We start from the raw sequence: 21,276 nt of genomic DNA on the forward strand, positions 1-21,276 counted from the left end.
CGGCGCATCCGCCACGACGATTTTCCGGGAGAGCCTCATGTTGCAATCGAATGTCCCCGACCGCCTCCGACCCATCATCGCCGGCGCCGCCGCGACGGCGGGGCTGGCGATGTCCTTCTCCACCCTGGCGACGGTCGCCGAGGCGCAGACGGCCGGTGCGGGTGCCGGTTCGGGGACCGCGCCTGCGCCGGGCGCCGCCGCCGGTGACGCCACCGTCCTCGACCCGGTGCGGGTCGGCGCCGACCGCCCGGCCGACACCGGCAACGTGAACGCCAAGCCCACCGGCATCTCCCGCCTGCCCGACACGGTCAAGGACACGCCCCGCGTCGTCAACGTCGTTCCGGAAGAGATCATCGAGCAGCAGCGCGCGACGACGCTGGAGCAGGTCCTGCGCAACGTCCCCGGCATCACCATCTCGACCGGCGAGGGCAACGGCGGCCAGAACGGCGACCAGTTCCGCATCCGCGGCCTGACCGCCCGCGGCGACATCTACACCGATGGCCTGAAGGACTTCGGCGTCTACACCCACGACGTCTTCAACACCGAGACGGTGCAGGTCTTCAAAGGCCCGTCGGGCAACGGCTTCGGCGTCGGCAACTCCGGCGGCGTCATCAACCAGGGCACCAAGAAGGCCGGGCTGGACAAGCGCTACAAGGTCGAGCAGTCGGTCGGCTCCGGCCCCACCTACCGCACCACGGTGGATGTGAACCAGCCGATCAACGAGACGACGGCGCTGCGCGTCAACGGCCTGTACCACGACCAGGACGTCGCCGATCGCGAGAAGGTCGAGGCCAAGCGCAAGGGCATCGCCGCCGACCTCGGCGTCGGGCTGGGCACCCCGACGACTTGGCACCTGAACTACTCCTACCTCGACGGCGACAAGATCCCGGACATGGGCGTGCCGATGATCCGCGGCCGCGACGGCACGTTCCGTCCGGCGCCCGAGTTCGGGCTCGACCGGTCCACGTCCTACGTCCGCAACCAGGACCGCGACGATACCGAGAACCACGTCGTCACTTCGACCCTGGCCCATGAGGTCAGCAAGAGCCTGTCCTTCTACAACGACAGCCGCTACAGCCATTACGAGCGCGATTTCGTCTCCACGGCCCCGGCGGCTCTGACCGCGGCCAGCAGCACGCTCTTCCTGAACGGCGGCAACCCGGTGATCGCCTACGGCGCCGGCGGCGGCCTGGCCTTCAAGCAGAAGGGCTGGGGCGTCCAGAACGTCGCGGGCGCCAAGGCGGAGGGCAATTTCCTCGGCCTCTACCACAAGGTCAACGGCGGCCTGGACCTCAGCTACCAGAAGGACGAGCGGCGCGGCGGCACCTGGGTCAACCGCACCAACACCCAGACCATCCGCAACCCCAGCCACAGCTACCCGGCCAACGCCTTCCTCACCTACCCGGCGACCGGCGTGCGTGAATCGAGCGTCGCCAACACCGGCCTGTTCGTCACCGACCGGGTGTGGCTGTTTGACCAGCTGTCGGTGCAGGGCGGCCTGCGCTGGGATTACTTCCGCAGCACCTTCCGCGCCTCCGACCCGACGGTGGCGGGCGGCAGCGCCAGCACCCGGACGCTCAGCCCGTCGGCCAGCCTGATCTACGAGCCGACCAAGGACGCGTCGCTCTATGTCTCCTACGCGCGCTCCAACAAGCCGATCGGCGTGGACATCGCCGCGCAGCTCACCAACGGCACGGCGGAGACCCCGCGCAACGGGCGCGACTTCGACCCGGAGAAGACCGACCTCTACGAGATCGGCGGCAAGGCCGACTTCTTCGGCGGGCGGCTGGGCCTGAACGGCGCCCTGTTCCAGATCGAGAAGAGCAACACCTACTCGGTCGATCCGGCCACCGGCACGGTCACCGACGGCTTCTCCGAGGCCGGTCTCGGCACCCGCATCCGCGGCTTCGAGGCCGGGGTGAGCGGCAAGGTGGTCGAGGGCTGGAGCGTCTACGCCAGCTACGCCTACCTCGACGGCGAGATCAGGGAGTCGCGCACCAACGCGGCGGTCGTCGGCAACGAGGCCCCGAACGTGCCGAAGCACAACGCCAGCCTGTGGTCGACCTACGAGTTCGCCCCCGGCGTCGTGCCCGGCAAGGTCATGGTCGGCGGCGGCATCCAGTACGCCTCGGAATACTGGGCCGACAGCGCCAACACGGGCCGCGTGCCGGAGACGGTCTCGCTGGACAGCGTGGTGTCCTACGAGATCAACAACCTGTCCCTGGCGCTCAACGCCTACAACCTGACCGACCACCGCAACTACGCCTCGGCCTTCAACGCCTCGCGCGCGGTGCCGGCCTCGGGGCGCACCTTCATGCTGACCGCTGGCGTCACCTTCTGATCCCGGGCAAGCAGATTTTCCGAGCCCACATGGGCGGGCTCGGAAAATCTGCAAACCATAGAATCCGCGGGGGTCTCCAGGCCGGGCCTGTGGCCGGGCCTGGAGACCCCCGCGTAGGCCGGACCGTGTCCCGGACCATCCTCCGGGGGCCGGTCCGGCCTTCTTCTTCTGCAAAAGGATTCCTCTCCGTGCTTCTGCAAATCCCCGACGTTCTGACCGCCGACGAGGTCGCCCACTGCCGCGCCGTGCTGGAGGCGTCGCCGTGGGTCGACGGCCGCGTCACCGCGGGCTCCCAGGCGGTGCTGGCCAAGAACAACCTGCAGATCCCGGAGGAGAGCGACACCGCCCGCGAGCTGGGCGTGGTCATCCTGAAGGCGCTGGGCCGCAACCCGGCCTTCAACTCCGCGGCCCTGCCGCTGCGCGTCCTGCCGCCCATGTTCAACCGCTACGACCTGGACATGACCTACGGCAACCATGTGGACAACGCCATCCGGGCCATTCCGGGCACCGGCGGCATGCGGATGCGGGCCGACGTCTCCACCACGATCTTCCTCAGCGATCCCGGCGAGTATGACGGCGGCGATCTGGTCGTCGAGGACACCTACGGCACCAAGGGCGTGAAGCTGCCGGCGGGGCACGCGGTGGTCTACCCGTCCAGCAGCCTGCACCGGGTGACCCCGGTGACTCGCGGTTCGCGCTGGGCCTCCTTCCTCTTCACGCAGTCGCTGGTCAAGGACGACGGGCTGCGGGCGATGCTCTACGACCTCGACGTCGCGATCATCGACCTGCGCCGGGAGCTGGGCGACCAGCACCCGTCCGTGCTGGCCCTGGTGAACCACTACCACAACCTGCTGCGGCGCTGGGCGGAGGTGTGATGGCCGGGATCGCTGCCTGTTCCACGGAAGGGCCGGGCATCATCGACGTGCAACTCGCCCTGGGGCAGCAGTGCCTCGATCGCGGCGGGGCCGACCGGGCGCGGGCGGTGGAGTGGTTCCGCATCGCCGCCCGCAGCGGCGACGCCCGCGCCGTCAACATGCTGGGGCGCTGCCACGAGCACGGCTGGGGCGTGCCCGCCGATCCCGTCCTGGCCGCCGCTCATTACCGCCGGGCCGCCGATCTGGGCGATGCCTGGGCGCTGTTCAATCTGGCCGATCTGCATTGCCGCGGCCTGGGCGTTCCGGCGGACGACGCCGAAGCCTACCGGCTCTACGCCGCCGCGGCCCGCCGGGGCAACGTGAAGGCGCTGAACATGCTGGGCCTGTTCCATGAGTCCGGGCGGGCGGTGGCCGAGGACGGGGCGGGCGCCCGCCAGCTCTTCCAGGCCGCCGCGGAGGGCGGGGACTGCTGGGGCCGCTTCAACCACGCCCGGCTGCTGCTCCAGGATGGGCGGACGGAGGAGGCGCTGGCGTGGTTCGCGCGGGCGCTGGAAACCGGCTTCCCCAACTTTTACCGCGGCATGGCCGCCGCCCTGGCCGACCAGCCCGACCCGCGCCTGCGCGCGTTGGCGCGACGGGCTGGTGAGTTGGCGGAGGGCAGCTGTCCCTCTCCCGTCCCGGGAGAGGGAAGGGGCCCGCGCAAAGCGCGGGAAGGGTGAGGGTACAGCCAAGGATTGGCTCTTTGATTCTCGGCTTTACCCTCACCCGCCCGCTTTGCGGGCACCCTCTCCCGAGACGGGAGAGGGGTTTGGCGGCACATGCGTTTGAAGGACATCCGCGATGAGCGTTCCCGCCGACACCGTCTCGCTCTACGACTACGAGCGCCATTTCACCGCCCGCGTCGATGCGGCGACGCGCGCCTACATCGCGGGAACCGGGGCGGACGGCATCACCCGGCAGGCCAACCGTGACGCCTATGACCGGATGCGCCTGATGCCGCGGGCGCTGCGCGACCTGTCGCAGGCCAGCGCCGCCACTATGCTGTTCGGGCAGGCCATGCCCTATCCCATCCTGATCGCGCCGATGGCCTTCCACCGGCTGGTCCATCGCGACGGGGAGCGGGCGACCGCGCAGGCGGCGGGCCTCACCGGCACCTGGATGACCGTCAGCACCCAGGCCAGCGTGACGCTGGAGGAGGTTGCGGCGGCGGCCGGTGGGCCGTTGTGGTTCCAGCTCTACACCCAGCCCCGGCCGGAGGACACGCTGGCCCTGGTGCGGCGGGCGGAGGCCGCGGGCTACCGCGCGCTGGTGCTGACGGTGGACGCGCCGGTCAGCGGCCTGCGCAACATCGAACAGCGCGCCGGCTTCCGCCTGCCGGACGGCATCGCCCCGGTCAATCTGGCCGGTCTGGCGCCGGACAGCTTCACCCCGTCGCGCCCCGGCAGCCCGGTCTTCCAGGGCATGCTGCACGCCGCGGCCACCTGGGACACGGTGCGCTGGCTGTGCGCCGAGACGCGCCTGCCGGTGCTGCTGAAGGGAATCATGAACCCCGACGACGTCGACCCCGCCGTCGAGGCCGGAGCGGCGGGAATCATCGTGTCGAACCATGGCGGGCGGACGCTGGACACGCTGCCCGCGGTGGCGGAGGTGCTGCCGCTGGTCGCCGCCCGCGCCGCGGGCCGCCTGCCGATCCTGGCGGACGGCGGCATCCGGCGCGGCACCGACATCCTGAAGGCGCTGGCGCTGGGCGCCGACGCGGTGCTGGTGGGCCAGCCGGTGCTGCACGCCCTGGCGGTCGGCGGCATGGCGGGGGTGGCCCACATGCTGACCATCCTGCAGACCGAGCTGGATGTCGCCATGGCGCTGAGCGGGCGGGCGCGGCTGGCCGACATCGACCGTTCGGTGATCTTCGACCCGCCGCGCCTCTAAAAGGCTCTATTGATAATACAGCGCGATGCGCTGGCCGGCGTTCTCCATCACCTGCGCCTCGACGCCGTAGACGTCGTGGATGACCTCGGGCGTGATGATGACCTCCGGCGGCCCCTGGTGCACCACCCGGCCGTCGCGCATCGCGACGATGCGGTCGGAGTAGCAGGAGGCGAAGTTGATGTCGTGCAGCACCAGCACGATGGTCTTGCCGAACTCGTCGGCGGTGCGGCGGAACAGCTTCATCATCGCCACGGCGTGCTTGACGTCGAGGTTGTTCAGCGGCTCGTCGAGCAGGATGTATTCGGTGTCCTGGCACAGCACCATGGCGATGAAGGCGCGCTGGCGCTGGCCGCCCGACAGCTCGTCCAGGAAGCGGCCGGCCAGCGGCTCCAGGTCCAGATAGCGCAACGCGTTGCGGATGTGCCCGCGGTCCTCGTCGGTCAGGCGGCCCTTGCTGTGCGGGTAGCGGCCGAAGGCGACGAGGTCCTCCACCGTCAGGCGGGACATGATCTGGTTGTCCTGGCGCAGGATGGACAGGCGGCGGGCCAGCACCTCGCCCGGCGTGGTGGTCACGTCCAGCCCGTCGATTTCCACCGTGCCCGAGGACATCGGCAGCAGGCGGCTGATGATCGACAGCAGCGTCGACTTGCCAGCCCCGTTCGCCCCGATCAGCGAGATCACCCCGCCCGCCGGCAGGGACAGGGACACACCGTCCACGACGACGGTGCCGTTGTAGCGCTTCGTGACGGTCTTGACGTCGATCATCGGGCCGACCCCCGCACCAGGATGAACAGGAAGGCGAGACCGCCCACGAACTCGATGACGATGCTGAGCGCGGCGTTGTAGCCGAACACCCGTTCCAGCACGAGCTGGCCGGCGACCAGCGTCAGCACGGCGAGCAGCACCGCCGCCGGCAGGATCAGCGCGTGCCGGTGCGAGCGGACCACCAGATAGGCGAGGTTGGCGACCAGCAGCCCGAAGAAGGTGACCGGCCCGACCAGCGCGGTGGACACCGACACCAGGATGGACACCATCACCAGAACCCCCATCACCGCGCGCCGATGCTCCACGCCGAGGTTGATCGCCGCGTCGCGCCCCAGCGCCAGCACGTCGAAGGTGCGCATCCACCGCCAGCCGGCCAGCGACACCGCCAGAACGACCAGCGCCGACACGGCCAGCAGCTGCACGTCCACGCGGTTGAAGTTGGCGAACAGCCGGTCCTGCACGGTCAGGAATTCGTTGGGATCGATGACGCGCTGGAGGAAGCCGGTGACGCTGCGGAACAGCACGCCGAAGACGATGCCGACGAGGAGCAGCAGATGCAGGCTGCGCCGGTTGTCGCCGCGGCCCGCCCCGTTGAACAGCCACCAGTAGAGCAGGCCGGAGAAGACGACCATCGACGCCACCTCCACCCCGAAGCGCAGCCGCGGGTCGAGCGACGCCACCAGCCCGCTGCCGAACTGGAAGACCAGCACCGTCTGGATCAGCCGGAAGAGATGGTCGAAGCCCATCACCGAGGGGGTGAGGATGCGGTTGTTGGTGATCGTCTGGAACAGGACGGTCGATACGGCGACGGCGTAGCCGACCAGCACCATCGCGGCGACCTTGGTGCCGCGGAAGGCCAGGATGAAGTCCCACTTGCCCCGCGCGCCCAGCGTCATGAACAGCGCGATCGACAGCAGGGTCAGCGCCGACAGGCCGCCCAGCACGACCGTCGGCGAGAGGATGCGGCGGTCAGCCGGCATGGCCGTTCCTCCGCAGCAGGAGATAGAGGAACAGGGCGCTGCCGATCACCCCCATCATCGTCCCGATCGGGATCTCGTAGGGGTGGATCACCAGCCGCCCGGCGATGTCGCAGGCCAGCACCAGCCCGGCCCCCATCAGCGCGACCCAGGGCAGGGACCCGCGCATGTTGTCGCCGCGGACGAGGCTGACGACGTTGGGAACGATCAGCCCGAGGAAGGGGATCATGCCGCAGGTCGCGATCACCGCCGCGGTGGTCATCGACACGATGACCAGCCCCAGCGCCATCACCTTGCGATGGTCGATGCCCAGGTTGGTGGCGACGTCCCGCCCCATCCCGGCGACGGTGAAGCGGTCCGCCGCCAGATAGGCGACGCCGGTCAGGGCGGCGCTCAGCCACAGCAGCTCGTAGCGGCCGAGCAGGATGGCGGAGAAATCCCCCGTCTCCCACGCGCGCACCGACTGGATCAGGTCCTGGCGGTAGGCGATGAACTCGGTCATCGCCGTGATGACCCCGCCCAGCATGATGCCGACCAGCGGCACCACCAGCGGCGAGCGCAGCGGCACCTGCCGCAGGATCGCCAGGAACAGCCCCGTCCCGGCCAGCGCGCACAGGCTGGCGACGGCCATGCGCCCGAGCACCGGCATCCCCGGCGCCAGCAGCGAGACCATCATCATGCCGAAGATGGCCGATTCCGCGGTGCCGGCGGTGGAAGGCTCCACGAAGCGGTTGCGCACCAGCATCTGGAGGAGCAGGCCCGACACCGCCATGGCGGCGCCGGCCAGGATCAGCGCCAGCGTCCGGGGCAGGCGGCTGACCAGCAGCACCTGCGTCGCCTGGTCCGTGGCCCCGCCGTCGAACAGCGTCGCAAGGCTGACGTCGCTGACGCCGACGAACAGGCTCCAGGCCGCCAGCAGGCCGATGCCCATGGCGGCCAGCGGCAGCGTGGCGATGGGGAGCGGGAGGGGCTTCACGGCTCAGGACTTCCGGGACAGCGCCGCCAGGAGGTGGTCCACGTCCTGCTGGAGCGCCTGCAGCCCGCCGCCGACGAGGTACCAGTTGCCGCCGTTCAGATAGACGACCTGATTCTTCTGCCAGGCGGTGGTGCGGCGGACGATGTCGTTGTCGAGGAACTGCCGGGCCGGGGTGCCGTCCTGCCCGATGGCCGCGTCGCGGTCGATCACGAACAGCCAGTCCGGGTTGGTCTCCAGGATGAATTCGAAGGAGATGGCTTGCCCGTGGTTGGCGACCTTCAGGTCGGGGGCGGCCGGCTGGACGCCGAACTCCGAGTGCAGGATGCCGAAGCGCGACCCCGGCCCGTAGGCGCTCATCTTGCCGCCGGTGGTCAGCACCAGCAGACCCTTGCCGGCGTTGCCCGCCACCGTCTTCAACTCGGCGATGGAGGCGCGCAGCCGGTCCAGCCTCCGCTTGACCTCGGCGGTCTTGCCGAAGATGCGGCCCAGCGTCTCGGCGTTGGCGATGGCGCTGTTCAGGAAGTCGGTCTGGTCGGTCGTCATGTCGAGCGTCGGCGCGATGCGCGACAGCTCGGCGTATTTCGGGGCGGAGCGACCCCCGGCGATGATCAGGCCGGGCTCGGCGGCGTTCACGGCCTCGTAGTCGGGCTCGAACAGCGTGCCGATCTTCGCGTAGGACGGCCCGTCATACTTGGCGAGATGCTTCGGCTTCAGCCCGGTGGGCACCCCGGCGATCGCCACGCCCAGCGCGTCCAGCGTGTCCAGCGAGGTCATGTCGAAGACCAGGACGGGGTCGAGCTTGGCGGGAAGCCGGGTCTCGCCCTGCGCGTGCCGCACCGTCATGTCCTGGGCGTAACCCGGGACGGGCGCCAAGGCGGCCAGGCCGACCATGGCGGCGGTCATGGCGAGGGCGTGGCGTCGGGTCAGCTTCATCCTTGACTCTCCTTCAACTTTGCCGGGACGGCCTATGCCGGATGGGCGGGCGCACTGTGGTCCCGAACGCGGCGGATCGTCAATGCGAATTGCTCGCATTCGCAGTATGCTTGACGGGCGTGGCTGGGGATATCCGCTCTCCCGCCCCCGGGGCGGGAGAGGGAACAAGCGTGTCGGGGACTTGTGTTTCGACATGTCACGATATATCTTTAACATATCGAAACACAGGAGAGCACCCGTCATGAAGTTTTTTCCGAATCCCTGGTGCGGCCGGATGCGCCGCCATCATCCCGGCCCGCACGGCGATGGCCCCCATGGCGGCGGTCCCCGTCATGGCGGTGGGCGTCACGCCGCGGAGGGCGGCTGGGGCCATGAGCGTCACGAGCGGCGGGGTGGCCGCGGCGGCCGGCGCGGCGTCTTCGAGGCGCCGGAGCTGCGGCTGGTCCTGCTGAAGCTGATCGCCGACGAGCCGCGGCACGGCTACGACCTGATCCGCGCCGTCGAGGAACTGACCGGCGGCGGCTATGTGCCGAGCCCCGGCGTGATCTACCCGACGCTGTCGCTGCTGGAGGAGATGGGGCACATCGCCAAGGCGGACGCCGACGGCGCGCGCAAACCCTTCGCCGTGACCCCGGACGGCACCGCCCAGCTCGCCCAGGACGCGGCCACCGTCGAGGCGCTGTTCGCCCGCCTCGCCGCCCTGGCGACCCGGCGGGCCCACACCGATGGCGCCCCGATCCGCCGCGCCATGGAGAACCTGAAGGCCGTGCTGATGCACCGGCTGGGGCGCGAGGGCGTCGATGCGGATACGGTGCACGCCGCCGTCTCGATCCTCGACGAGGCGGCCCAGCGCATCGAGCGTCTTCCCTGAATCACTAGCCTGAATCACCGGCCTGAATCATCGGCACCAGACAGAAGGATCACCATGAGACACGCCAGCAGCGTCCGCGTCGCGACCCCGAACGGCAGCCGCTACCTCCAGCAGCTCTGCAAGCACTGGGCGCACAATCTGACGGTGGAGTACACGCCGGAGGCGGGGAGCGTCGTCTTCCCGCACAACGCCCGCGGCGCCGATTGGCCGGGCGACGCCACCCTGACGCTCCAGGCCCGGCCGGACGCGCTGGAGTGCCGGCTGGACGCCAGCTCGGACGAGCATCTGACCGCCCTCAAGGGCGCCCTGGAGCGCCATCTCGACCGCTTCGCCTTCCGCGAGGCTCCGCTGGCCTACCCCTGGCAGGACGGGGCGGCCTGATCCGGTTGTCCCTTTGTCCCTTGTTGCAACAGGAGATTTTTTGTCACCGCAATGTTCATCGGCCTGCGTGGATATGCCTTGAACTTCCCCGCCGGAATACGGGAAGAACCATCCTGAAGGAACAGGGATGGCAGGAGGGGGTAACCATGCCGAAGCGCGGCAATGGTGGGGCGGGGCGTTTTTCCGGCTGGCGGGCCGTCCTGGCCGCTGGTGCCGTCGCGGCGCTCGGCGCTGTCGCGCCGGCCGCGTCGGCGGCGGAGCTGTCGATCGTCTTCACCTCGACGATGGCCGACATCGAGCCGGTGGAGGGCGAGGGCGGGCTCGCCAACCTCGCCACGCTGCTGGGCACCAAGCGGGCGGAGGGCAACACGCTGTTCCTGCACGGCGGCGCGTCGCTGACCGCGGGCGTTCTGTCCACCTTCGACCGCGGCGCCCACATGATCGACCTGCTGAACGAGCTTCAGCCCGACATGATGGCGGTGACCAAGCGCGACCTCGGCTTCGGCAAGGACGAGCTGACCCTGCGCAGCTACGAGGCGCGCTTCCCCTTCGTCAGCGCCACCACCATCGACCGCAACACCGGCAAGGTGATGGAGGGGCTGGAGCCGTCGGCGCTGCTCGACACGCCGGTGGGGAAGATCGGCGTGGTCTCGGCGATCTCGCCGGAGCTGACCGTCCAGTACATCGTGCCGGACATCGAGGTGCGCCCGCCCGCCACGATCGCGGCGGAGGCCCGCGCCCTGCGCGCCCAGGGAGCGAACTATGTGGTCGCCATTCTGGACAACGCCCCGGAGGCGGTGGAGGCGCTGCGCGGCGAGCCCGCCATCGACGCGCTGCTCCAGCTCTCCGCCACCGGCAAGGACGTGCTGGAGGCCGATAAGGGCAAGCTCTTCGGCGTTCATGTCAACGTGAAGGGGTCGGCCTTCGTCCTGCGGCTGGACGGCGACGGCAAGGCGCCGCCCGCGCTGGCCGGCGCCGACATCGTGCCGCTCGCCGGGCTGACGCCGGATGCGGCGATGGAAAAGCGGGTCGGCGTCTATCTGGCCCGGCTGTCGGAGCTGCTGGACATCAACATCGGGACGACGGCGACCCCGCTCGACACCCGCCGCGCCGCCGTGCGCACCGGCGAGAACGCCTTCGCCTCGCTGATCGCCGACGCCATGCGCGGCCATTTCAACACCGACGTCGCCTTCATCAACGGCGGCAACATCCGCGGCAACCGCCAGTACGAGGCGGGGACCGTGCTGACCCGCCGCGACATCCAGCGCGAGCTGCCCTTCCGTGACACCATCATCGCCGTGACGCTGCCCGGCAAGGCTTTGCGCGAGGCGCTGGAGGTCAGCGTCGCCGGGGTGGACAACCAGAAGGGCAGCTTCCTCCACCCGTCCAACATGGCGGTGGTCTACGACCTGAAGCAGCCCGCGGGCAGCCGCGTCGTCTCCGTCACGGTGGGCGGCAAGCCGCTCGACCCGGACGTCCGCTATTCGGTCGCCCTGCCCAACTACCTGGCCCAGGGCGGCGACGGCTACGGCATGCTCAAGTCGCCCGGCGCCGCCCCCGGGAGCGGCGGCAAGCTGCTGTGGGAGATCATGGCCCAGCATCTGACCGACCGCGGGACGGTGTCGCCCCGCATCGACGGCCGCATCACCGAGCGCTGATGACGAGCCCGCCCGCCTCGACCGCGCCGGTCCCGCGCGCGCCCTTCCGGGGTGGCGTCGGGCGGCGCGTCGGGCTGGGCCTGCTGGTGATGGTGGGGGTGCTTCTGGGCGTGTCGGGTGCGGCGCTCTACGACCTCGCGCAGTTCCGCCACGCCCTGTCGGACCTGTCCAACGGGGCGCTGCCGCGCATCACCACCGGGGCGGTGCTGAACGGCGGCCTGCAGCAGGTTCTGTCGCAGGCGACCCGGCTGGGCGGGGCGACGAGCCACCCCGAGCGGCGGGTCACCCTGGCCGAACTGACCGCCAATCTGACCGCGGTCACCCGGTCGGCCCAGGCCCTGTCCGACATCGAGGGCGGCGCCACGCTGGCCGGCGTGCTGGGGACGCTCGTCCCGACGCTGGCGGACCTCGACCGGCTGGTCGCCGAGCGCATCGACGCCGCGGCGCGCAGCGACGACGCGCTGGACGAGACCCGCCGCCTGTCGGCGGAGGCCGGCGCGCTGGTCGCCGCCGTGCTGCCGACCCTGCCGCCGGACCGGCTGGGGCCGCTGACCGCCTGGACCAACACGGTCAACCGCGTGCTGAACGAGAGCACCCACGCCGGCAACAGCCGCTTCCAGCGCGAGATCGCGCGCGCCCAGAAGGACGCGGCGGCGGCGCTGTCGGCCCTGCCGGCGCTCCACGCCGGGCTGCCGCCGGAGCAGGCGGAGCGCTTCGCCGCCCTGCACCGGCGGCTGGAGGTGGCGCTGCTCGGCCCCACCGGCCTGCTGCCCAGCCTGATGGAGCGGCAGGCGGCCATCGCCCGCAGCAAGGCGCTGACCAACCAGGTGCTGGTGATGGTCGAGGAGGTCGTGAAGATCGCCCACGCGCTGTTCGAACGGATCAACGCGGCGGCGGCGGACGAGGCGGACGGTCTGTCCGAACTGGCCGCGACCCAGAACCGCATCCTGGTCGGACTGGGCGCACTGGGCTTCCTGGTGGCGCTCGGCGTGTATCTGTACCTGCGCCGCTTCCTGACCCTGCGCCTGGTCCGGCTGAACGACGCGGTGCTCGACCGGGTCGAGGGGCGGGAGACGCCGCTGCCCGACGGCGGCACCGACGAGATCGCCACCATCTCCCGCTCGATCCGCCACTTCCTCGACGAGATCGCGCGCCGCCAGCAACAGGTGGAGGAGGCCCGCCACCGCGCCGAGGAGGCGTCGCGGGCCAAGGGCGATTTCCTGGCGAACATGAGCCACGAGATCCGCACGCCGATGAACGCCATCCTCGGCCTCAGCCACCTCGCCCTGCGCGCCGGGCCGCCGCCGCGCCAGCGCGGCTACCTGACGCGCATCCGCGCCTCGGCCACGGCGCTGCTCGGCATCATCAACGACATCCTCGACGTCTCGAAGATCGAGGCGGGCATGCTGACGCTGGAGCGCGTGCCCTTCGACCTGTCCGCCGTGCTCGACATGGTGGCCGGCACCGCCGCCCTGTCCGCCGAGGAGAAGGGGCTGGCCCTGCGGCTGGAGGTCGCTCCGGACGTGCCGACCGCCCTGCTGGGCGACCCGCTGCGGCTGGGGCAGGTGCTCCTCAACCTCGTCAACAACGCGGTGAAGTTCACCGAGAGCGGCAGCGTGGTCCTCGCCGTGAGCGCCGCGCCGCGCGGGACGGAGGATGCGGAGACCGAGCTGCGCTTCGCCGTGCGCGACACCGGCATCGGCATGACGGCGGAGCAGGTCGCCCGTCTGTTCCAGCCCTTCGCCCAGGCCGACAGCTCGACCACCCGGCGCTACGGCGGGACCGGGCTGGGGTTGGCGATCAGCCGACGGCTGGCCGTCATGATGGGCGGCGGCATCGCCGTGGACAGCACGCCCGGCCTGGGCAGCACCTTCCGCTTCGCGGTCACGGTCGGCGTGCAGGACGGCTCCATAAACGTGTTGCCCGCGCTCGCCGATCCCGTGCTGGCCGGGCTGCTGGTGGAGGAACCGCTGCGCGGCCTGCGCGTGCTGGTCGCCGACGACAACGCCGTGAACCGCATGGTCGCGCGCGAGTTGCTGGAGGACGCCGGGTTGTCCGTCACCGCGGTCGGCAGCGGCGGCGAGGCGGTGCGGCTGGCGCTGGAACCGGGGGCGGGCTACGCCGCGCTGCTGACCGACGTCCAGATGCCGGACATGGACGGCTTCGCGGTGGCGCGGGCGATCCGCCGCCATGTGGGTCCCGACCGACTGCCGATCATCGCCATGACCGCCCACGCCCTGGAGGAAGAGCGGCGGCGCTGCCTGGAGGCGGGCATGGACGATCACATCGCCAAGCCGGTGGAACCTCACCGCCTCGTCGCCGTGCTGAACCGCTGGCTGAAGCCGTTCGGGCGGCCGCGGACCCTGCCGCTCGCCCCGGCGGTGGAGACCGATGCGGGGGCCGGGCTTCCCGACGCGCTGGCGGGGTTCGACCTCGCCCCGGCGCTGGCGCGGATGAACGGGCGGGCGCGCACGCTGCGCCGGGCGATCCTCGACTTTCTCGACCGCTACGGCGACGCGCCGGTCCGGTTGGAGCATCTGCGCCGGGCGGGTGACGGACCGGCGCTGGAGCGCTTCGCCCACGGGCTGCGCGGCAGCGCCGGAACGGTCGGCGCGATGGCCGCCAGCGAGGCCGCCGCGGCGCTGGAACTGGCGGCGCGCGAGGAGCGGTGGGAGGCGATGCCGGGGCTCGTGGCCGCGCTGTCCGCCGCGCTCGGCCCCGCGCTGGCCTCGGCGGAAGCGCTGCGCGCGGTGGAGGTGGGTTTGGAGCCGTCTCCGGACGTCCCGGTGGGCCCGCCGGGACGTCCGGACGGGTTGGAGGACGCGTTGCGCGCGCTGGAGGAGGCGCTGCGCAGCGGCAGCCTGTCGGCGGCGGCGCGCTTCGCCGCTGTGCGCGGCCTGCTGGCCGGGCGCGGCCATGACGAGGCGATGGACGAAGTCGGGCGGGCGGTGGAGGCGTTGGAGTTCGCCGCCGCCCGCGCGGCGCTGGAGCGGCTCGCCGCCGCGTGGACCAGGGAACGGGACCGGGAGACGACACCGTGAGCGGTGGTCACATACTGATCGTCGACGACGACACGGCCAACATCCGGGCGCTGGCCAGCGTTCTGGAGGACCGGCACGAGGTGCGCTTCGCGACCTCCGGCCGCCGCGCGCTGGAACTGGCCTCCGCCGATCCGCCGGAGCTGGTGCTGCTCGACGTGATGATGCCGGGGCTGGACGGCTACGCGGTGTGCCGGCTGCTGAAGACCGACCCGGCCACCGCCGACGTCCCGGTGATCTTCATCACCTCCCTGTCCAGCCCGGAGGAGGAGGCCTTCGGGCTGGAGACCGGGGCCGTCGATTACGTGACCAAGCCCTTCAGCCCGGCCATCGTGCGCGCCCGCGTCGCCACCCACCTGTCGCTGCGCCGGGCCAACCGCAGCCTGAAGGACGAGAACGAGCATCTGGAGGCGCTGGTCCGCGAGCGCACGCGCAAGCTGGCCCAGGCGCAGCGCGAGAAGATGGCGGCGCTTCGCCAGATGGTCGCCGGCGTGGCGCACGAGATCAACACGCCCATCGGCGTGGCGCTGGGCAGCGCGTCCCACCTCGGCGACCGGGTCGCCGCGATGACGGAGCGGCTGGCCGCCAACCAGCTCCGCCGCGCCGAGCTGGAGCGCTTCCTGGCGAGCGCCGGGGAACTGGCCGCCCTGCTGTCCGGCACCATCGCCCGCGCCGGGGAGATCGTGCGCTGCTTCAAGGGGGTGGCGGCGGACCATGGCGGGCTGCGCCAGACCATCGCGCTGCGCCCTTTCCTGGAGCAGGTGACGGAGAGCCTGCGCCCGCAGTGGGAGCCGCTGGGGCACCGCATGGCTGTGGACTGCCCCGCCGACCTGCGCATGGTCAGCAACCCGGCGATCCTGTCCGCGGTCCTGGAGCAGCTCGTCCGCAACGCGCTGGAGCACGCCTTTCCGGGTGGGCGGCACGGGCTGGTGACGGTCGGGGCCGCGGCGTCGGGGCCGGACACGGTCCTGCTGTCCGTCGCCGACGACGGCGCCGGCATCGCGGAGGGGACCGCCGGGCGCATCCTGGAGCCCTTCTTCACCACCCGCCGCGGCACCGGCTCGGTCGGGCTCGGCCTGAACATCGTGGACAATCTGGCGTCGGACCGGCTGGGCGGGTCCTTCACCATCGCCTCGCGCACCGGCGGCGGTACCCTGGCGACCCTGCACCTGCCTGCCCGCACCCCGCCGGATTTGTAAGCGAACGGTCCTCAGTGCCCCAGCCGCTCCCACGCGGCGAAGGACTCCGCGGACGGCGACAGGTACAGGCTGGGCACCCAGCCGTCCGGAATCGGGACGGTCGCCGCGTGGGTCCGGCCGTGGGCCAGCAGCTTCGGCAGGACGTGGGTGTGCGGGCCCTCCGGGCTGCGGCCGTCGGGCGGCGGGATCGGCTGGCTTACCTCGATCCGGCCGAAGGGGCCGATGAAGACGCGGTCGGGGCTGAGCGCCGGCAGGTCGGGCGGCAGGGGGTTGCCCGGCGCCAACAACTCCGTCCCGACGACCGCGCGCAGGCGGGCGATGGTGGCGGGGTCGGCGCTGCGCACGCAGACGTCGGTCTGGAAGACGTCGAGCCCGAGGTCGAACAACAGGGCGCCGCGGTCCGCCCCGGCGATGGCCGCGTGGTCGGGGCCCAGCTCGGTCACCACGCGGCGCCGGTTCATCGCGCCGACGTGGCGGGGCAGGCAGAGGGCCACGGCGAGCCCGCCGCTGCGCGTCCGGTAGGGCACTGGGCGGATGGCCGGCGTGCGGCGCAGCCGCAGCCCGCCGCGGGCGGTCCGCGCCTCCAGCTCCGGGCCATCCGCGTGCAGGGTGACGGGTTCGTCGGGGTCGCGGATGAACTCCGCGATGGCACCGAACGCGCCGAGGCTCCAGCCGGTGGCCGGGTCGTTCAGCGCGTCGCGCAGCAGGGACGTCAGATCGCTCATCAAGGGGTCTCCGGTTTGGGCATCGGGGATGGCAGGGCGTGCCAGGGAAGCAGGAAGGGTTCGCCGCCGGCCTCGCCGCGCTGGACGGCGATGCCGTAGGCGGCGCGCAGATGGTCGTCGGTCAGCACCCGGCCGGGCGGCCCGTCGGCCAGCGCGCCGCCGCCCGACAGCAGGATCAGCCGGTCGCAGAAGCGGGCGGCCAGGGTCAGGTCGTGCAGAACCGCCACCACGCCGCTCCCCCGGCGGGCGGCGTCACGCAGCAGCGCCATGCAGGCGAGCTGGTGGCCGGGGTCGAGGGCGGCGACCGGCTCGTCGGCCAGCAGCACGGGCGCCTCGGTCGCCAGGGCGCGGGCGAGCAGGACGCGCATCCGCTCGCCCCCCGACAGGGTGCCGACGATCCGCCCGCGCAGGTGGGCGGCGTCGGCGGTGGCGAGCGCCCGCTCCACCGCCGCGCGGTCCGCCGCGGTGATCCCGCCCAGAGGGCCGCGGTGGGGCAGGCGGCCCAGCATCACCAGCGCCTCGGTACGCAGCGGCCAATGCACCGGGCCGCTCTGCGGCAGATAGGCGATGCCGCGGGCGAGCGCCCGGCGTCCGGTCTGCGCGGCGGTCCGTCCGTCGAAGGTGACGCGGCCAGCCGCCGGCTCGGCGAGACCGGCGAGGAGGCGCAGCAGAGTGGTCTTGCCGGCGCCGTTGGGGCCGATCAGCCCGGTGAAGGCGCCGGGCTCGATGGTGAGCGTGACGTCCGTCAGGATGGCGCGCCCGCCAGCGGTGGCGGACAGGGCGTGGGTTTCGATGCGCATCACGCCTCCTCCCGCCGCAGCCGGGCGATCAGGACGATCAGGAAGGGCGCGCCGATCAGGGCGGTGACCACGCCCAGCTTCAGTTCGGGCCGCGTCGGCATCAGCCGGACCGCGATGTCCGCGGCCAGCGTCAGGCACGCCCCGGCCAGACCGGCCAGCAGGAGCAGCCGTCCGGGCCGCGCCCCGGCCAGGGGGCGCATCAGGTGCGGCGCCACCAGCCCGACGAATCCCACGGCGCCGGTGACCGACACCGCGCTGCCCACCGCCAGCGCCGCCCCGGCGATCAGCCGGACGCGCAGCCCGGTGAGGTCGAAGCCCAGGCTGTGCGCCGCGTCCTCCCCCAGCGTCAGCGCGTCGAGCGCGCGGGCGCCGGACAGGCAGAGCGCCCAGCCCGCCAGCATCGGCGGCAGGACGAGCCAGAGCTGGTCGGTGCCGCGGTCGGCCAGCGACCCCATCAGCCAGAACACGATCTCCAGCGCCGCGTAGGGGTTGGGGGCGAGGTTGAGGGCCAGCGCGGTCAGCGACCCGGCGAGGCTGTTGATGGCGATGCCGCCGATGACCAGCGCCGTCGTTCCGGCCCCCCGCGCCGCCATCAGGTTCAGCAGCACCGCGGCGGTGACCGCTCCGGCCATGCCGCCGAGCGGCAGGGCCAGCGACAGCGCGGCGGACAGGCCGCTGTAGAAGACGATCACCGCGCCCAGCGCCGCGGCGCTCGACACGCCGACCAGCCCCGGTTCGGCCAGCGGGTTGCGCAGCCAGCCCTGCATCGCCGCCCCGGTCAGCCCCAGGCTGAAGCCGACCAGCAGGCCGAGCAGGGCGCGCGGCAGGCGCAGCTCGGCCAGCACCAGCGCACCCAGGGTGGGGCGCCCGGCGAGCCAGTCGGACAGGGCGGCGCCCAGGTCGAACGGCACATAGCCGACCGCCGCCGACACCGCGCAAAGCGCCAGCGCCAGACCCGTCAGCCCGGCGACCAGGGCGGGGTAGGGGATGCGGGACTCCCACGTTGCGGCAGCCGTCATGGCCGGGCCTCCCGCGCGGCAGCCAGCCGTTCCGCGGCCTCGGCGATCTGCGGGCCGGGGCAGGTCCACAGGCGGGAGGGCAGCGACAGGGTGCGGACCTGACGCTTCATGGCTCTCAGGGCCGGATGTAGCAGCAGGGCGCCGGCCAGCGACGGCGGCGCGTCGGGTGCGGCGTCGACGATCAACACGTCCGCGCCACCCAGGATGATGGCCTCCAGCGGCAGGGCGCCCTGGCTGCCCAGCGGCAGGCGGTCGGCCATGTTCTCCAGTCCAGCGCGGGTCAGGAGTTCATCGACCAGCGACCCGGACCCGGCGACGAAGCCGTTGGGGCGCAGCACCACCGCGGTCGGGCGCGGTCCCGGCGCCGCGGGGGGCAGGGCGTCGAGGCGGGAGAGCAGGTCGGCGACCAGGGCCTCCCCGCGGTCCGGCTCGCCGACGGCGCGGGCGAGGCCGCGGATCTGCTCCGCCACCCCCGCCACGCTCTGCGGGACGTCCAGCTCCAGCAGAGGTGCCTCCAGCCGCGTCAGCAGCCCGACCGCGACCCGCGTGGTGTAGCGCCCGGCGACGATCAGGTCGGGGTTGAGCGGCAGGATCTCCTCCGCCGTCCCGTGGTTGACCGGCACCCGCGCTGCCAGCGCCGCGACGGTGGAGGCGCGGGGATCGCGCGCCAGCCACGTCACCGCGGCGAGGCGCTCCGGCCCGACCAGCCGCAACAGCAGCTCGTCGGCGCAGAGATTCAGGGAGACGATGCGCTGTGGTTTTGCGCGCGGCGCCTCCCAGGCCGCCGCCGGCCCTCCCGCGATCAGCAGGAGAGCGGCGGCCAGCCCGAGACGGGTGGGCCTCACAGCGACAGCCGCAGCCCGAGATACCCGGCCCTGCCGGATGCGCCGTAGGTCCAGACCTCCTGATACCGGCGGTCGAACAGGTTCTCCACGCGCCCGAAGAGTTCGACCCCCTCGGACAGCGCATAGGAGCCGGCCATGTTGACCAGCGTGTAGGGGGCGAGGTTCACGACCTGCCGGTTGTAGAAGGGATCGTAGGCCCAGTCGCTGGACCGCCCATTGTAGACCACGCCGAGGTTGGCGTTCGCCCGGTCCTCCAGGAAGCGGTGATTGACGGTCAGGCTGGCGAGCTGCTCGGGCCGGCGCACCAGCTCCGCCCCCGTGGAATCCTCGCCGTCGGTCCAGGTGTAGGAGCCGCGGACGGTCAGCCGGTCGATGGGCTCCACCGACAGGCCAAGCTCGAAGCCGCGGATGTGGGACTCGCCCGGCATGTTGACGGAGGTCCGCCCGGTGCCGGTGATGAGGTCGCGGATGCGCTGGTCGAACCATGTGCCGTCCACCGACGCCCGCGTGCCCCACAGCGCCTGATCGAAGCCGGCGTCCCAGCCGCGCGCCCGTTCCGGCTTCAGGGTTGGGTTGCCGGCGTAGGTGGCGGTGTAGCCGTACAGCTCGAACAGGGTGGGATTCTTGACGCCGGTGCCGTAGGAGGCGCGCAGCTTGGTCCCGCTCTCCTCGATCCGGTAGGCCGCCGTGGTGCGCCAAGTGGTGGCGTCGCGGAACAGGTCGTTCCCATCGTGGCGGACGCTGCCGGTCAGGGTCAGCCGGTCGAACAGCCCCAGCTTGTACTGGCCCACCAGCCCGGTGGAGCCGATGGAGCGGTCGAAGCTGGAGAAGGCGCTGCGGCTGATCGCCTTGTCCTCCTCACGCTCCACGGCGGCGGTCAGCACATGGTCGGCGGGGCCGCTGCTCAGAGCCAGGTTGGTCTGGTAGTCGGCCTTGGTCTTGCGCCCGTCGTAGCGGCTGGTCACCGTCTTGGCGGCGTCGCGGTAGTCGCGTTGCTGGCGGCCATGGGTCAGGCCGACGATGTGCTCCCACTTGCCGTCGAGAAGGGCGATCTTGCCCTGGAGGCGCCCGAAATACTGCTCTCCGGCGGTGCTGGTCCCGTCATCGACGGCGCCGCGCCCGCCGACGAAGCCGTCGGTGTCGGTGCGGAAGCGGGTGTAGCGCCCGGTGACCGCGATCTCGCTGCGCTCGGTCGGGCGGACGGCGGCGTTTCCGGTCAGCGTGCCGTTGCGGTAGCCGTCCTTCTCCGGGTTGCCGAGCCGCTTGTCGGCGACCGACACGCCGTCGCTGGTGACGCCCTGGCCGCTGAGGAACAGGTCGTAGCGGTCGTTCCCCGTGCCGAAGGAGGCCCGACCGGCGGCGGTGCCGAAGGACCCGCCCTCGACGGCGGCGCGGAACCGGGGGGCGCCGGAGCTGCGGCGGGTCACGATGTTGACGACGCCGCCGACCGCGTCGGAGCCGTAAAGCGCGCTCTGCGGGCCGCGCAGCACCTCGACGCGCTCCACGTCGCCGGCCAGCAGGTTGGCGAAATCGTATTCAGAACCGGCGGCGGGATCGTTCACCTCGATCCCGTCGATCAGGACGAGCGTCTGGTTGCCTTCCGACCCGCGGATGCGGAGTTGGGTCAGGGTGCCCATCGGACCGGTGCGGTTGACGGCCACGCCGGGCACCGCGCGCAGCGCGTCGGACAGCAGCTGGGTCTGGCGCTGCTCCAGCTCCTCGCGGGTGATGACGGTCAGGGCGCTGCCGGTTTCCTCGGCGGCGGTGGGGACGCGGTTGGCGGTCACCGAGACCGGCGGAAGCGTCGTGATGGTGGTGTCGGCGAAGGCCGACGTGGGGAGGGCCGACACGGGAAGGGCAAGGCTTCCCAGAAGGGCGGCGAAGGACGCCGTCCGGTGAAGGCGGGGAACGCGGACACTCATTGAGACCTCGGGCGGGACGCCG

The 21,276-nt window shown here is 71.9% G+C and carries 18 protein-coding genes; 9 read left to right on the forward strand and 9 right to left on the reverse strand.

The features are described from left to right. The first annotated feature begins 37 nt into the window (after positions 1 to 37). From FBZ83_RS24075 to FBZ83_RS24090, 4 genes are all read left to right on the forward strand, one after another. A complete protein-coding gene (locus FBZ83_RS24075; protein ID WP_145689242.1) occupies positions 38 to 2,341 on the forward strand; it encodes a TonB-dependent receptor in 2,304 nt (767 codons plus the stop codon). A gap of 188 nt (positions 2,342 to 2,529) precedes the next feature. Then, positions 2,530 to 3,216, forward strand: a complete 687-nt coding sequence (locus FBZ83_RS24080) for a Fe2+-dependent dioxygenase (RefSeq protein WP_145689243.1) — start codon at positions 2,530 to 2,532, stop codon at positions 3,214 to 3,216. Continuing rightward, positions 3,216 to 3,935: a tetratricopeptide repeat protein gene (locus FBZ83_RS24085; RefSeq protein WP_145689244.1), complete on the forward strand. Its 720-nt coding sequence runs from the start codon at positions 3,216 to 3,218 to the stop codon at positions 3,933 to 3,935. Before FBZ83_RS24080 ends, FBZ83_RS24085 begins: the two co-directional genes overlap by 1 nt. A gap of 121 nt (positions 3,936 to 4,056) precedes the next feature. Then, on the forward strand, positions 4,057 to 5,145 hold the full coding sequence (locus FBZ83_RS24090; protein ID WP_145689245.1) for an alpha-hydroxy acid oxidase: 1,089 nt from the start codon (positions 4,057 to 4,059) through the stop codon (positions 5,143 to 5,145). A gap of 6 nt (positions 5,146 to 5,151) precedes the next feature. Here FBZ83_RS24090 and FBZ83_RS24095 read toward each other — a convergent pair whose 3' ends face one another. The 4 genes from FBZ83_RS24095 to FBZ83_RS24110 are packed head-to-tail and all read right to left on the reverse strand — an operon-like array spanning position 5,152 to position 8,796. Beyond that, a complete protein-coding gene (locus FBZ83_RS24095; RefSeq protein ID WP_145689246.1) occupies positions 5,152 to 5,910 on the reverse strand; it encodes an iron ABC transporter ATP-binding protein in 759 nt (252 codons plus the stop codon). After that, on the reverse strand, positions 5,907 to 6,890 hold the full coding sequence (locus FBZ83_RS24100; RefSeq protein ID WP_145689247.1) for an iron chelate uptake ABC transporter family permease subunit: 984 nt from the start codon (positions 6,888 to 6,890) through the stop codon (positions 5,907 to 5,909). The genes FBZ83_RS24095 and FBZ83_RS24100 overlap by 4 nt, the downstream gene beginning before the upstream one ends. After that, a complete protein-coding gene (locus FBZ83_RS24105; RefSeq protein ID WP_247888450.1) occupies positions 6,880 to 7,863 on the reverse strand; it encodes an ABC transporter permease in 984 nt (327 codons plus the stop codon). Before FBZ83_RS24105 ends, FBZ83_RS24100 begins: the two co-directional genes overlap by 11 nt. 3 nt (positions 7,864 to 7,866) lie before the next feature. Continuing rightward, positions 7,867 to 8,796 carry a siderophore ABC transporter substrate-binding protein gene (locus FBZ83_RS24110; protein WP_145689248.1) on the reverse strand — a complete coding sequence of 310 codons (930 nt, stop codon included), beginning with the start codon at positions 8,794 to 8,796 and terminating at the stop codon, positions 7,867 to 7,869. Between the two features lie 241 nt (positions 8,797 to 9,037). Here FBZ83_RS24110 and FBZ83_RS24115 point away from each other — a divergent pair, with 241 nt between their 5' ends. The 5 genes from FBZ83_RS24115 to FBZ83_RS24135 all read left to right on the forward strand — a co-directional run bounded on the left by FBZ83_RS24115 (position 9,038) and on the right by FBZ83_RS24135 (position 15,943). Further along, positions 9,038 to 9,667: a PadR family transcriptional regulator gene (locus tag FBZ83_RS24115; RefSeq protein WP_247888451.1), complete on the forward strand. Its 630-nt coding sequence runs from the start codon at positions 9,038 to 9,040 to the stop codon at positions 9,665 to 9,667. A 54-nt stretch (positions 9,668 to 9,721) separates the two neighbouring features. After that, positions 9,722 to 10,048 carry a DUF2218 domain-containing protein gene (locus FBZ83_RS24120; protein WP_145689249.1) on the forward strand — a complete coding sequence of 109 codons (327 nt, stop codon included), beginning with the start codon at positions 9,722 to 9,724 and terminating at the stop codon, positions 10,046 to 10,048. Between the two features lie 146 nt (positions 10,049 to 10,194). Next, positions 10,195 to 11,706: a bifunctional metallophosphatase/5'-nucleotidase gene (locus FBZ83_RS24125; protein ID WP_145689250.1), complete on the forward strand. Its 1,512-nt coding sequence runs from the start codon at positions 10,195 to 10,197 to the stop codon at positions 11,704 to 11,706. After that, positions 11,706 to 14,747, forward strand: coding sequence for a hybrid sensor histidine kinase/response regulator (locus tag FBZ83_RS24130; RefSeq protein ID WP_247888452.1), 3,042 nt, complete (start codon positions 11,706 to 11,708; stop codon positions 14,745 to 14,747). The genes FBZ83_RS24125 and FBZ83_RS24130 overlap by 1 nt, the downstream gene beginning before the upstream one ends. Beyond that, on the forward strand, positions 14,744 to 15,943 hold the full coding sequence (locus FBZ83_RS24135; RefSeq protein WP_186466177.1) for a sensor histidine kinase: 1,200 nt from the start codon (positions 14,744 to 14,746) through the stop codon (positions 15,941 to 15,943). Before FBZ83_RS24130 ends, FBZ83_RS24135 begins: the two co-directional genes overlap by 4 nt. Positions 15,944 to 15,954: 11 nt before the next feature. On the opposite strand, the gene FBZ83_RS24140 is transcribed toward FBZ83_RS24135, so the two are convergent. The 5 genes from FBZ83_RS24140 to FBZ83_RS24160 are packed head-to-tail and all read right to left on the reverse strand — an operon-like array spanning position 15,955 to position 21,254. Continuing rightward, positions 15,955 to 16,668, reverse strand: a complete 714-nt coding sequence (locus tag FBZ83_RS24140) for a DUF6925 family protein (RefSeq protein WP_145689252.1) — start codon at positions 16,666 to 16,668, stop codon at positions 15,955 to 15,957. Next, positions 16,668 to 17,468, reverse strand: coding sequence for an ABC transporter ATP-binding protein (locus FBZ83_RS24145; protein ID WP_145689253.1), 801 nt, complete (start codon positions 17,466 to 17,468; stop codon positions 16,668 to 16,670). Before FBZ83_RS24145 ends, FBZ83_RS24140 begins: the two co-directional genes overlap by 1 nt. Then, positions 17,468 to 18,487, reverse strand: coding sequence for a FecCD family ABC transporter permease (locus FBZ83_RS24150; protein WP_145689254.1), 1,020 nt, complete (start codon positions 18,485 to 18,487; stop codon positions 17,468 to 17,470). Before FBZ83_RS24150 ends, FBZ83_RS24145 begins: the two co-directional genes overlap by 1 nt. After that, complete coding sequence (locus FBZ83_RS24155) at positions 18,484 to 19,332, reverse strand: ABC transporter substrate-binding protein (protein WP_145689255.1); 849 nt, start codon at positions 19,330 to 19,332, stop codon at positions 18,484 to 18,486. Before FBZ83_RS24155 ends, FBZ83_RS24150 begins: the two co-directional genes overlap by 4 nt. Further along, positions 19,329 to 21,254: a TonB-dependent receptor plug domain-containing protein gene (locus FBZ83_RS24160; RefSeq protein WP_145689256.1), complete on the reverse strand. Its 1,926-nt coding sequence runs from the start codon at positions 21,252 to 21,254 to the stop codon at positions 19,329 to 19,331. The genes FBZ83_RS24155 and FBZ83_RS24160 overlap by 4 nt, the downstream gene beginning before the upstream one ends. Positions 21,255 to 21,276 lie beyond the last annotated feature (22 nt).

This window comes from Azospirillum brasilense, assembly GCF_007827815.1.
Taxonomy (GTDB): Bacteria; Pseudomonadota; Alphaproteobacteria; order Azospirillales; family Azospirillaceae; genus Azospirillum; species Azospirillum brasilense_C.

Coding starts and splice junctions, on each gene's coding strand:
- FBZ83_RS24130 (WP_247888452.1), top strand. CDS start 11,706: ATGACGAGCCCGCCCGCCTCGACCGCGCCGGTCCCGCGCGCGCCCTTC.
- FBZ83_RS24115 (WP_247888451.1), top strand. CDS start 9,038: ATGAAGTTTTTTCCGAATCCCTGGTGCGGCCGGATGCGCCGCCATCAT.
- FBZ83_RS24150 (WP_145689254.1), bottom strand. CDS start 18,487: ATGACGGCTGCCGCAACGTGGGAGTCCCGCATCCCCTACCCCGCCCTG.
- FBZ83_RS24145 (WP_145689253.1), bottom strand. CDS start 17,468: ATGCGCATCGAAACCCACGCCCTGTCCGCCACCGCTGGCGGGCGCGCC.
- FBZ83_RS24110 (WP_145689248.1), bottom strand. CDS start 8,796: ATGAAGCTGACCCGACGCCACGCCCTCGCCATGACCGCCGCCATGGTC.
- FBZ83_RS24075 (WP_145689242.1), top strand. CDS start 38: ATGTTGCAATCGAATGTCCCCGACCGCCTCCGACCCATCATCGCCGGC.
- FBZ83_RS24100 (WP_145689247.1), bottom strand. CDS start 6,890: ATGCCGGCTGACCGCCGCATCCTCTCGCCGACGGTCGTGCTGGGCGGC.
- FBZ83_RS24140 (WP_145689252.1), bottom strand. CDS start 16,668: ATGAGCGATCTGACGTCCCTGCTGCGCGACGCGCTGAACGACCCGGCC.
- FBZ83_RS24160 (WP_145689256.1), bottom strand. CDS start 21,254: ATGAGTGTCCGCGTTCCCCGCCTTCACCGGACGGCGTCCTTCGCCGCC.
- FBZ83_RS24090 (WP_145689245.1), top strand. CDS start 4,057: ATGAGCGTTCCCGCCGACACCGTCTCGCTCTACGACTACGAGCGCCAT.
- FBZ83_RS24125 (WP_145689250.1), top strand. CDS start 10,195: ATGCCGAAGCGCGGCAATGGTGGGGCGGGGCGTTTTTCCGGCTGGCGG.
- FBZ83_RS24095 (WP_145689246.1), bottom strand. CDS start 5,910: ATGATCGACGTCAAGACCGTCACGAAGCGCTACAACGGCACCGTCGTC.
- FBZ83_RS24120 (WP_145689249.1), top strand. CDS start 9,722: ATGAGACACGCCAGCAGCGTCCGCGTCGCGACCCCGAACGGCAGCCGC.
- FBZ83_RS24085 (WP_145689244.1), top strand. CDS start 3,216: ATGGCCGGGATCGCTGCCTGTTCCACGGAAGGGCCGGGCATCATCGAC.